Origin of the sequence: Methylobacterium sp. WL7 (assembly GCF_008040085.1) — a bacterium.
In the GTDB taxonomy this organism is placed as follows: Bacteria; Pseudomonadota; Alphaproteobacteria; order Rhizobiales; family Beijerinckiaceae; genus Methylobacterium; species Methylobacterium mesophilicum.
The window spans coordinates 1-11,529 of the sequence record NZ_VRVG01000155.1 but is presented as its reverse complement, the minus strand read 5'-3'; the positions used below and the strand labels follow the sequence as shown (position 1 = coordinate 11,529).

The following is an 11,529-nucleotide window of genomic DNA, read 5'->3' as shown; positions in this document are numbered from 1 at the left end:
TCCCCTCTCCCGACCCCCTTCGGGGGCCACCCTCCCCCGCAGAGGGGGGAGGGAGGGCGCGTGTCCTGGGCCGCGCCGTATTCCCCGCCTTCTGGCTCGGGATGGCGCTCGGCATCCTGATCAAGGGCCCGATGGTGCCGCTGTTCGTGGTGCTGCCGGCTCTGATCCTGTCGGTGGTGGCGCGCTCGGGCCGCTGGCTCCTGGCGCTGAAGCCGTGGGCGGGGCTGGCGCTCACGCTGCTGCTGGTGGCGCCCTGGTTCGCGGCGATCGCCTGGAAGAGCGGCGGCGCCTTCTATGCTGAGGCGGTGGGTCACGACATGCTGGCCAAGGTCGGCGGCGGGGCCGAGCGGCACTGGGCCCCGCCCGGATCCTACGCGCTGGCGTTCTTCGCGACCTTCTGGCCCGGCGCGGCCTTCGCGGCGATGAGCCTGCCGCTGGCCTGGCGCGCCCGGCGCGAGCCGGCCTTCGCGTTCCTGATCGCATCCGTCCTGCCGGCCTGGCTGATCTTCGAGGCGGTGCCGACCAAGCTGCCCCATTACGTCCTGCCGCTGATGCCGTGGCTCGCCATCCTCACCGCCCTGGCCCTGTCCCGCGGCGCGCTCGATCCGCGTCTGCGCGGGGCGCGGGCGACCGCCCTGTTGGTGCCGGCGATCCCCGTGGGGCTGACGCTCGGCCTATGCCTGGCTGGGTGGCGCCTCGACAGCCACACGCTCCCCTGGGCCGCGCTGCCGCTGCTGGCCGCCGCCTGCGCGGTGGCGATCCTCGCCTGGATGGCCTTCGCGGGCGGCAGGCCCGAGCGCGCCCTCGTGCTCGGGATCCTCGCCTCCTGCCTGCTCGGGCCGGCGGTACTCGGCGTGGCGCAACGCTCCCTGCCGGCCCTGAAGGTCTCGCCGCGGCTCGCCGCCCTGCGTGACCGCGTGGGCTGCCCGAACCCGCAGGTCGCGAGCCTCGGCTACCGGGAGCCGAGCCTGGTGTTCCTGGCCGGCACCGATCTCGCCCTCCCGCCGGACGGCGCTGCCGCCAGGCGGTTCCTGGAGGCGGGCGGCTGCCGGCTGCTGTTCGTGGAGGCCCGGGACCGCGATGACTTCAACGCCGCCTGGCCGGTGGCGCGGGGCGCGCCCGCCCCGCTCGCCGAGGTCGAGGGCTTCAACCTCAACACCGGCCGGCGGGTCTTCGTGACCGCCTACGGGGTGACTCCGTGACCGGCGCCCCGAACCTCAGCGTCGTCGTGCCGGTCAAGAACGAGGCCGGCAACATCGGCCCCCTGGTGGCCGAGATCGCGGCCGCCTGCGCGCCGCTCGGCTTCGAGCTGATCTACGTGGACGACGGCTCGACCGACCGCACGCCGGCGGCCCTGGCGGCGGCCCGCTCCGGCCGTCCGTGGATGCGGGTGGTGCGGCATGCGCGCAGTGGCGGCCAGTCCGCGGCGGTGCGCAGCGGCGTTCTAGCCGCGCGGGCGCCGGTGATCGCGACGCTGGACGGCGACGGCCAGAACGACCCGGCCTTCATCCCGGCCCTGCTCGCCGCCCTGGAGGCGGGGGGCCCGCAGGCCGGGCTCGCCCAGGGCCAGCGGCGCGGCCGCAAGGACGGGCGTTTCAAGATGCTGCAATCGCGCATCGCCAACGGCGTGCGCGGGCGCATCCTCAAGGACGCCACCCGGGACACCGGTTGCGGCCTGAAGGTCTTCCGCCGGGCGGTGTATCTCCGGCTGCCCTATTTCGACGCCGTGCACCGGTTCATGCCGGCCCTGGTGGTGCGCGAGGGGTTTTCGGTGGTCCACCACGACGTGATCGACCGGCCCCGGCTCACCGGCGTCTCGAATTACGGCCTGTTCGACCGGCTCTGGGTCGGGCTCCTCGACCTCGCCGGGGTCTGGTGGCTGATCCGGCGCAAGCGCGCCGACCCGCAACCCGCCGAGATCGCCGCCCCCGACACCGCCACGCCCGCAGACCAGGATGTCGGATGCTGATCCAGCTCGCGCACGATCTGCCGGACTATTTCTACGACGTGTTCGTCACCCGGCTCGATTTCTGGGTGGTGTTCGGCATCATCGCTCAGCTGGTGTTCGGCTCCCGCTTCATCCTGCAATGGATCGCCAGCGAGCGCGCCGGCCGGAGCGTGATGCCGCTCTCGTTCTGGTTCCTGTCGATCCTGGGCGGCCTGATGACCCTGGTCTACGGCTTCGTGCGCCGGGAGCCGGTGATCATCATCGGCCAGGGCCTGTCCACCGGCATCTACCTGCGCAACCTCGCGCTGATCTTCCGCGAGCAGCGGCGACGTCGGAGCGACCCGGCATGACCCGCGCGCCCCTGCCGGCCTACTACGACGACCTCGACGCCAGCTTCGCCGAGCTGTGGCGGCTCCTGGCGGATGGCGCCGCGCAGGGCCGGAGCGGCTTCCACCTGCCGGCCCTGGCGACCCTCGGGCTCGACGGTCCCCGGCTGCGCACGGTGGTGCTGCGGGCCGCCGACACGGAATTCGGCATTCTGCGGTTCCACTGCGACCGTCGCTCCGACAAGGCCGCCGAGATCCGGGCGAACCCGGCCTGCGCGCTCGCCGCCTACGACGCGGCGGCCAAGATCCAGATCCGGATCGAGGGCCGGGCGACGCTCCACACGGACGATGCCGTGGCGGAGGAAGCCTGGGCGGGCTCCCGGGCGATGAGCCGGGTCTGCTACGGCGCCGACCCCGCCCCGGGCACGGCGCTGCCCGCGGGCGACGCCTACACGCTGCCGGACGAGGCGACTGCGGCGACCCTCGGCCGGCCGCATTTCGCCGCCGTCCGGGTGCGGGCCGCGCGCCTGGACTTCCTCTATCTCGACCGCCGCGGACACCGCCGGGCGGCCTGGACCCGGGGGCAGGGCGACTGGACCGGCAGCTGGATCGCCCCGTGAGCGTCATGCTGCGGGGATAATGGCATCCAGCGCCCGTCAACACCATTAAAATAACGTTACTGCTTTATTCAGATGCCTTACACGGCAAATTTGCAGAGTTCATAATTTATCCTGGTCGCAAATTTACCGCGCCCGATCTTTCGATCCGAACAGCATAGACATCGATCGGCAACGATTCACCTTGCCGCCATTCTCAGAAATCGACACAGATCTCTCGGGCACGTTCGCCATCGCGCCAAGCAGAGGCTTCCATGGAACTGATAGCCAAGATCAATATTCCCACGAAGCTTTTTTCTGTCATTGCGTTGATGAGTCTGCTCTTCTTTTGATCAGCTTGGTACACATCGCAGAATGTCGCCGGGATCGACGTCGCCTACACGATCCTGCTCGACAAGGAATCGAAGGCGGTCGTCCGGGTGGCGCGTTTGAACCGCGTCGTCGCGCAGCTGAGCTACGTGGCCTTCCGCAGCGCGGCGGAAGCCGGCACGGCGGACGGGACCCGGGTTGGGGTGGGCCTCGAGGCCCTCGTGGCCGAGGCCGCGAAGCTGGTCGAAGACGCCCGGCGCGACGCGCCCGCCTTCCGGGATCGGATCGACCGGATCGCCACGCAATTCGACGCCTATGCCCGGACCGTTCGGGACATGCGCAACCTCGCCGACAAGGGCCAGGGCAGCGAGGCCCTCGCGCTCGCACACCGGACGGCCGAACCGATCCGGGCGGAACTGACCGAAGCCGCCCGCACCCTCGTGGATGACATGGACGTCTCGGTCCAGAAGCGGTCGGACGACCTCACCGCCGAGACCAACGCGACCCGCTCCCTACTGCTGATCGTCTCGCTCATCGGTATCGCCACGGGCATCATCGGGGGCGCCCTGGTCGTGATCCTCGGCGTGACGCGCCCGATCCGCCGGCTGACGGACGTGCTGCGGCGCATGGCGGATGGCGAGATCGACGCCGAGATCCCCGAGGCACGGCGCGGCGACGAGATCGGCCTGATCGGCCGCGCCGTGGAGGGCATCAAGGCGCTGGTGGCCCAGAAGGCAGCCGAGCAGGCCGAGATCCGGCGGGTCGCCGACGAGGCCGCCGCCGAGGCGCGCCGCCAGACGATGCTGGAGCTGGCCGACGGCTTCCAGGGCACGGTCGGCCGGATCATCGGCCAGGTCTCGTCCTCCGCCACCGAGCTGCAGGCCACCGCCCAGGCCATGACCGCCACCGCGACCCAGACCGCCAGCCAGTCCACCACCGTGGCGGCCGCCGCCGAGGAGGCCGCCTCCAACGTCAACACAGTGGCGAGCGCGGCCGAGGAGCTCGGCTCGTCGGTCCAGGAGATCGGCCGGCAGGTGGACGGCTCGGCCAAGCTCGCCCAGGGCGCCGTATCCGAGGCAGACCAGACCGCGACGCTGGTGCAGGAGCTGAGCGGCGCCGCCGCCAAGGTCGGGGACGTGGTCCGGCTGATCACCGACATCGCGGCTCAGACCAACCTGCTGGCGCTCAACGCCACGATCGAGGCCGCCCGCGCCGGCGAGGCCGGGCGCGGCTTCGCCGTGGTGGCGGCCGAGGTGAAGGAGCTGGCCAACCAGACCGCCCGGGCCACCGAGGAGGTCGCCGGCCAGATCGGCCAGATCCAGACATCCACCGGGGCGGCCGTCTCGGTGATCGCGGCGATCACCGCCCGGATCAAGGAGATCGAGGCGGTGGCCACCACCATCGCGGCCGCGGTCGAGGAGCAGGGGGCGGCCACCCAGGAGATCGTGCGCAACGTCGGGCAGGCGGCGCAGGGCACCGGCGAGGTGACCAGCAACATCGCCGGCGTGGCCGGCGCCGCCGCGGAGACCGGCCGGGCGGCGGGCCAGGTCCTCGACGCGGCCTCCGAGCTGTCGCGCCAGTCCGAGCACCTCAGCGGCGAGGTCGACCGCTTCCTGGCGACGATCCGCGCCGCCTGAGCCCGCGACCGCGCCGCACGCATCCACCCGGGATGGTGGCCGGGATGGCAGCCCTGCGCCGCGCCCCCCTGTCACGGGGGCGCGGCCGGGCGTAAAGCCGCAGCACCGTCCGCCCGCTCGGGTCGATCGGGAGGACAATGTGGGCCTCGTCTACGCGCTCGCCGCCTATCTGAGCTGGGGCCTGTTGGTTCCGGTGCATTTCCGCATGCTCGGGGCGTTCAGTCCCAACCACATCCTGGCCGAGCGGATCGTGTGGTCGAGCCTGTTCGCGGGCGCGCTGGCCCTGGCGCTCGCGGCGCGCCGGCGCCTGAACCTGCCGCTGCCCCTGCGCCCGCGCCACGCTCTGCTGGCGGTCTCGGCCGCGATGATCGGGGTGAACTGGCTGCTCTACCTCTACGCGATCGACCGCGGGCACCTGCTCGACGCGAGCCTCGGCTACTACATCAATCCCCTGGTCAGCGTGGCGTTCGGGCGCGTGGTGTTCGGCGAGCGGCTGCGACCCCTGCAGGTCGTGGCGGTGGCGATCGCGGCGACGGGCGTCGCCGTCGCCGTGGTGTGGGCGGGGGAGTTGCCGGCCCTCTCGCTGTCGCTCGCGGTCAGCTTCGCGCTCTACGGGCTGGTGCGAAAGGTTGTCGGCGTCGATGCCCTGGTCGGGTTCCTGACCGAGACGCTGCTGCTCCTGCCGCTCGCGATCCTGTGGCTCGTGCTCTCGCCCGAGCCGTTCCTGCCGGCCGAGCCAAAGAACCTCGCCCTGCTGATGCTGACCGGGCTCACCACGGCGCTGCCGTTGATCTGGTTCGCCGCCGCCGCGGTGCGCCTGCGGCTGACCACGTTGGGCCTGCTGCAATACGTCGCCCCGACCTGCCTGCTCGGCCTGAGCGTCCTGGCCTACGGCGAGCACGTGGAGCCGCACCGGGCGGCGATGTTCGCCCTGATCTGGGTGGCACTTGCCCTGTACAGCGTCGATGCCCTCCGCAGCCGGCGGCCGGCAGATCCTGTGGTCGAGGTCCGGTCGGATCCCGACCCGATGCGTGTATAAGGAATACCCTGCGCCCCGTGGGGCGAGCGACGGGATTTCGGCGGGCCGATGAGAGAATCCGTGGGCGGCCGAGGCGTCGTCACCGATGCCGATTACAGAAATCTCGCCGAGACGCTGCCGCAACTCGCCTGGATCGCCGAGGCCGACGGGACCATCGTCTGGTACAACCAACGCTGGTACGACTACACGGGCAGCACCCTGGACGAGATGCGCGGCTGGGGCTGGCGCGCCGTCCACCACCCCGACCACGTCGATGCCGTCACCGAGCGCTTCCGGGCGGCGATCCTGCTCGGCCAATCCTGGGAAGACACGTTCCCGCTGCGCGGGCGCGACGGGATCTACCGCTGGTTCCTGTCCAAGGCCCTGCCGCACCGGGACGAGGCCGGGACCATCCTGCGCTGGTACGGCACCAACACCGACATCTCCCGCCGCCGCGCCGTCGAGGAGCGCCTGCGCGATTCCGAGCAGCGCTTCCGGGCGCTGGTGGACGCCTCCGCGGCGGTGATCTGGAACACCAACGCGGTGGGCGAACTGATGCCGCCGCAGGTCCGGTGGAGCACCTATACCGGCCAGACCGAGGAGGCCTACCAGGGCTGGGGCTGGGTCGACGCCGTCCATCCCGACGACCGCGCCCACGCGGCCGATGCCTGGGCCGCCTCCGTGGAGGCGCGCAAGCCCTACGAGGTCGAGTACCGCCTGCGCCGCCACGACGGCGCGTGGCGGGCCATGGAGGTGCGGGGCGTGCCTGTGCTCGCCGGGGACGGCACCCTGCGCGAGTGGGTCGGCACCTGCGTCGACGTCACCGAGCGCAAGGAGGCCGAGGAGGAGGTCGAGCGGGCGCGCCAGGCCGCGGAGGCCGCCAACCGGGCGAAAAGCCAGTTCATCGCCAACATGAGCCACGAGCTGCGCACGCCGCTCTCGGCGGTGATCGGCTATTCCGAGATGCTCGGCGAGGAGCTTGAGGATATCGGCCAGGCCGCCCTGCTGCCGGACCTGCGCAAGATCGAGGCGGCGGCCCGGCACCTGCTGTCGCTGATCAACGACGTGCTCGACATCTCGAAGATCGAGGCCGGGCGCATGACCGCCTCGGCCGAGACGTTTTCCGTCTCGGACCTGCTGCGGGACGTGGTCGATTCCACCGGCTCGCTGGTGGAGAAGAAGGGCAACCGCTTCGTCCTCGACGTGGGCGATGCGAGCCTCGGGTCGATGCACCAGGATCAGACAAAAATCCGCCAGTGCCTGCTCAACCTGATCGGCAACGCCGCCAAGTTCACCGAGAACGGTACGATCCGCCTCACCGTGCGCCACCACCGGGAGGAGGCGGCGGACTGGCTGTCCTTCGCGGTCACCGATACCGGCATCGGCTTGTCCGAGGCGCAGATCGCGCGCCTGTTCGAGCGCTTCGTGCAGGCCGACGACTCGACCACCCGCCAGTTCGGCGGCACCGGCCTCGGCCTCGCGATCACCCGGGCCTTCTGTCAGACCATGGGCGGCGACATCGCCGTGACCAGCACGCAGGGACAGGGCACGACCTTCACGATCCGCCTGCCGGCGGTGCTCAAGCCGGAGGACGAGCCGCAGGAGGTCGCCGCCGAGGCCGAGGCGGCCGCGGTCGAGTCGCACGAGCAGCACGAGACGGTCCTGCTGGTGGACGACGACCCCGCCGCCCGGGAGTTGCTCCAGCGCTTCCTCGAGCGCGAAGGGTTCCACGTCCGCACCGCCAACGACGGCCGCGCCGGCCTGACGCTCGCCCGGGCGCTCAAGCCGCGGGCGATCCTGCTCGATGTCGAGATGCCGCGCATGGACGGCTGGGCGGTGCTGCACGCGGTGCGCAGCGATCCCGATCTCGCCGGGACGCCGGTCATCATGACCTCGGTGGTGGCCGAGCAGGGGCTCGGCCAGGCGCTCGGCGCCACCGATTACTTCGTCAAGCCGATCGACTGGGACCGGCTGAAGGGCATGATGGAGCGCTACCGCCCGGAGGGGCCCGGGGAGGCGCGCGTCCTCGTGGTCGACGACGACCCGGATGCCCGCGAGCGCCTGCGCCGGTCGCTGGGCCGCGAGGGCTGGACCGTGGACGAGGCCGAGAACGGTCGGATCGCCCTGGAGCGGGTCAGCCAGACGCGGCCGAGCCTGATCCTGCTCGACCTGATGATGCCCGAGATGGACGGGTTCGGCTTCCTGCGGGCGCTGCGCGCCCGGCCGGACGGCGACGTGCCGGTGGTGGTGCTCACCGCCAAGGAGATCACCAGCGCCGAGAAGGCGAGCCTCGGCGCCCAGGCCGACCGGGTGATCGCCAAGGGCTCGATGAGTCTGGCCGAAATCGGGCGGCAGTTGCGGGTGCTCTACGCGCGCTCGACCGCCGAGCCGGTCCCGGGCCGGCTCCAGGGCCTGATCGAGCGGCTCGCCCAGCACGACAGCACCGAGAACGACAGAGCCGGGGACGGCACGGGAGACATACCATGAGCGACAACGGGATCGATCCGGACAAGGCGGCGGCGATCCGCCTGCGGGCGCGGCTGGCGGTGGTGGAGCGGGCGGCGTGGTTCGGCCTCGTCCACGCGATGAAGACGCAGCCCGCCGAGACCGAGGCCTACATCGCCTCCGAGCGGGCGCGATGCGCGGAAGGCTTTGGCGGCACCACCTGGGCCAAGGACCTCACCGACGCCGAGCGCAAGATGCTCGGCGAAGAGGTCGATGCCGGGCTGGCGCAGCTGATCGCGGATGCGCGCGGGGAGGTGTGACCACCGCGCCTGCGCGCATCCGCGCTGGTCTCATCCCCCACCGAAACGATCGCGCCAGGCCGGCGGCAGGCCCATGACCGACAGCGGCGGTGCGGGCGCCAGCCCAGGCAGGCTATGCGCCGAGAACACGCCGATCGCCACGCTCCGGGCCAGCACCCGCGCGGCGGCGTCGCCCAGGCGGGCGAGATCGGCAACCGGGTCGGCCAGCGGCACGGTGCCGCTCGCCACCGCGAAGACGAGGTCGCCGTCGAGGGGCGTGTGGACCGGGACCAGGGCGCGGGCGAGGCCGTCCTGCGCGGCCACCGCGAGGCGTCTGCACTGTGCTTTGGTCAGGGCGGCGTCGGTGGCGACCACCGCGAGCGTCGTGGCCGAGCCGGGCAGGATGCGGGCCGGGAAGGCGAGGGCGTCCGCCGGCACCCGGGCGGGCGAGCCGAGGCCGCCGAACTCGTCGCCCACCTCGAACGGCGCGGCCCAGAAATGCGGCCCGTCGCCGATCGTGGCGCTGCCGAAGGCGTTGACCGCCGCGAGCCCGCCGACCGTGAAACCAGTGCCCGGCACCGTCGCCGAGGCGGAGCCGATCCCGCCCTTCAGCCTCCCGGTGCGCGCGCCCGTGCCGGCCCCCACGGAGCCGAGGGCGAAGTCCTCCAACGCGGCAGCCGCCGCCAGAAAACCCAGTTCGCGATAGGGCGGATAGCGGCCCCAGTCCTTGTCGCCGCCGTTGAGCAGGTCGAACAGGACCGCCCCCGGCACGATCGGCACCCGCAGCGGGCCGACCGGAAAGCCGCGTCCGGCCTCGGCGAGCCACGCCGTCACGCCGGCGGCCGCGTCGAGCCCGAAGACCGAGCCGCCCGAGAGCACCAGGGCGTCGATCCGCTCCACCGTGCGCTCGGGATCGAGCAGGTCGGTCTCGCGGCTGCCGGGGCCGCCGCCGCGCACGTCCACGGAGGCGATGACGGGCGCGTCGAACAGGATCGCGGTGACCCCGCTGGCGACCGACGGGTCGCCGGCGTGGCCGACCCGCAGGCCCGGAATGTCTGTGATGCGGTTGCGCAGCATGGCGCGAGCTTGCCATGCCGGGCGATCGGGACAAATCCTCGCCTGCGCCATCGGAGCCCGGCCCAGGGTCGGCACGGCGGCGGCGACAGCGAGGAGCGCGGCATGGACGTCGGATTCATCGGATTGGGGCGGATGGGCCGCGGCATGGCCGCCAACCTCGCGCGGGCGGGCCACCGGGTCCGGGCCTGGAACCGCTCGCCCGAGGCCGCCCGCGGCATCGAGGGCGTGACCCCGGTGGCGAGCGCCGCGGAGGCGTTTGCCGGGGATGCCGTCGTCACCATGCTGGCCGACGACGCGGCTCTGGAGGCGGTGATCTTGGCCGGCGGCCTGCTCGACCAGCCGGAGCGCCCCGGCCTGCATATCGGCATGAGCACGATCTCGGTGGCGCTCGCCCGGCAGCTCGCCGCAATCCACGAGCGGGCCGGCGTTCCTTACGTCTCCGCACCGGTCTTCGGGCGCCCGGATGTGGCCGAGGCCGGAAAGCTCAACATCGTGGCGGCCGGCGCGGCGGCTGCGCTCGAGCGGGCTGCGCCGCTGCTCGACGCCATGGGCGCCAGGACCTGGCCCTTCGGCGTCGAGCCGTCACGGGCCAACGCGGTCAAGCTCGCGGGCAACTTCATGCTGATCTCGGCGATCGAGGCCATGGGCGAGGCCTGCGCGCTGACCGAGGGCCACGGCGTCGCGGGCGCCGACTTCCTCGACCTGATGACCAATACGCTGTTCGCCTCCCCGGTCTACAAGGGCTACGGCGCCTCGATCGCCCAGAACCGCTACGAGCCGCCGGGCTTCGGCCTCAAGCTCGGCGCCAAGGACGTGCGGCTGGCGCTCCAGGCGGCGGAAGGCGCCGGTGTGCCGATGCCGTTCGCCAGCGTCCTGCGCGACGGGCTGATCGAGGCAATCAGCCACGGCGACGGCGAGAAGGACCTGGCCGCCCTAGCGCGGGTCTCCGCGCGGCGCGCCGGACGGGGCTGAAACGCCCCCGGCGTCAGAGCCCGAAGCGGGCGAAGGCCGCGCGTTCCTCCAGCGCGGCCACGGCCTCCTCGGCGATCCCGCCCGGCGCCCCGCCCCGGCGCAGCAGGCGGGACAGGAACCCGCCCCGGGCCTCGGCCACCAGCCGCAGGTCGACCGTGTCGCCGAAGCGCGCGCGCATGGTCGAACGGATGTCGCCCAACGCGTCGATGAGCCCGAGGCCGACCGCCTGACGCCCGGTCCAGACCGCGCCGGTGAACAGGTTTTCCGACGTCGACAGGGTCGGGCGCCGGCTCGTGACGAGGCCGGTGAACAGGTCCTGGATGTCGGCCTGGAGTCGCTTCAGGCGCTCGACGTCGGCGGGGTCCTCCGGGCGGAACGGGTCGAGCATCGACTTGGCTTCGCCCTGGGTGTGCACCCGGCGCTCGATGCCGATCTTCTCCAGGAGACCCTGAAAGCCGAAGCCGGCCGAGACCACCCCGATCGAGCCGACGATCGAGGTCGGGTCGGCGATGATCTCGTCGGCAGCGCAGGCGATCATGTAGCCGCCCGACGCCGCCACGTCCTCGACGAAGGCCACGACCGGAAGCTTCTTCTCGTCGGCCAGGGCCCGGATGCGGCGGTGGATCAGGTGCGACTGCGCCGGAGCGCCGCCCGGCGAGTTGATCACGATCGCCACCGCCCTGATCCCCGGCATCGTGAAGGCCCGCTCCAGGCTGCCGGCGACGCCGCCGATCGAGAGCCCCGGGCGGATCGGCGAGACCGCCCCGATCGTGCCGGACAGCCGGACCACGGCGACCCGCGGGCGGCGGTCGCGGAAGCGGCGCGGCAGGAATGCCCGGAGGGCGTCGGGGAGGGCGAACGGCATGGAGGCTCTTCGGGAG

The 11,529-nt window shown here is 72.3% G+C and carries 11 protein-coding genes; 9 read left to right on the top strand and 2 right to left on the bottom strand.

The annotated features are described in order from the left end of the window. The 8 genes from FV233_RS25715 to FV233_RS25680 form a co-directional block, all read left to right on the top strand. Positions 1 to 1,202: glycosyl transferase (locus FV233_RS25715; RefSeq protein WP_246690083.1), on the top strand; the 1,202-nt coding region annotated here is incomplete at its 5' end. Continuing rightward, on the top strand, positions 1,199 to 1,969 hold the full coding sequence (locus FV233_RS25710) for a glycosyltransferase family 2 protein (protein ID WP_147899200.1): 771 nt from the start codon (positions 1,199 to 1,201) through the stop codon (positions 1,967 to 1,969). The genes FV233_RS25715 and FV233_RS25710, both read left to right, overlap by 4 nt. Continuing rightward, a complete protein-coding gene (locus tag FV233_RS25705; protein WP_147857725.1) occupies positions 1,963 to 2,298 on the top strand; it encodes a lipid-A-disaccharide synthase N-terminal domain-containing protein in 336 nt (111 codons plus the stop codon). Before FV233_RS25710 ends, FV233_RS25705 begins: the two co-directional genes overlap by 7 nt. Next, positions 2,295 to 2,894 (top strand): pyridoxamine 5'-phosphate oxidase family protein, encoded by a 600-nt coding sequence (locus FV233_RS25700; protein WP_147899199.1) that lies wholly within the window; start codon positions 2,295 to 2,297, stop codon positions 2,892 to 2,894. The genes FV233_RS25705 and FV233_RS25700 overlap by 4 nt, the downstream gene beginning before the upstream one ends. Positions 2,895 to 3,310: 416 nt before the next feature. Beyond that, complete coding sequence (locus FV233_RS31690; protein ID WP_348642250.1) at positions 3,311 to 4,837, top strand: HAMP domain-containing methyl-accepting chemotaxis protein; 1,527 nt, start codon at positions 3,311 to 3,313, stop codon at positions 4,835 to 4,837. A 139-nt stretch (positions 4,838 to 4,976) separates the two neighbouring features. Then, positions 4,977 to 5,876, top strand: a complete 900-nt coding sequence (gene rarD / locus FV233_RS25690; protein ID WP_147899198.1) for an EamA family transporter RarD — start codon at positions 4,977 to 4,979, stop codon at positions 5,874 to 5,876. A gap of 48 nt (positions 5,877 to 5,924) precedes the next feature. Continuing rightward, positions 5,925 to 8,342 (top strand): response regulator, encoded by a 2,418-nt coding sequence (locus tag FV233_RS25685; RefSeq protein WP_147899197.1) that lies wholly within the window; start codon positions 5,925 to 5,927, stop codon positions 8,340 to 8,342. Beyond that, positions 8,339 to 8,620: a hypothetical protein gene (locus tag FV233_RS25680; protein WP_147899196.1), complete on the top strand. Its 282-nt coding sequence runs from the start codon at positions 8,339 to 8,341 to the stop codon at positions 8,618 to 8,620. Before FV233_RS25685 ends, FV233_RS25680 begins: the two co-directional genes overlap by 4 nt. 30 nt (positions 8,621 to 8,650) lie before the next feature. Here FV233_RS25680 and FV233_RS25675 read toward each other — a convergent pair whose 3' ends face one another. Continuing rightward, entirely contained in the window at positions 8,651 to 9,676 is a 1,026-nt protein-coding gene (locus FV233_RS25675; protein WP_147899195.1) for a P1 family peptidase, read from the bottom strand. A gap of 102 nt (positions 9,677 to 9,778) precedes the next feature. Here FV233_RS25675 and FV233_RS25670 point away from each other — a divergent pair, with 102 nt between their 5' ends. After that, a complete protein-coding gene (locus FV233_RS25670) occupies positions 9,779 to 10,648 on the top strand; it encodes an NAD(P)-dependent oxidoreductase (protein ID WP_147899194.1) in 870 nt (289 codons plus the stop codon). Positions 10,649 to 10,661: 13 nt separating this feature from the next. Here the strand turns inward: FV233_RS25670 and FV233_RS25665 are convergent, their stop codons facing one another. Next, complete coding sequence (locus FV233_RS25665; RefSeq protein ID WP_147899193.1) at positions 10,662 to 11,513, bottom strand: S49 family peptidase; 852 nt, start codon at positions 11,511 to 11,513, stop codon at positions 10,662 to 10,664. Positions 11,514 to 11,529 lie beyond the last annotated feature (16 nt).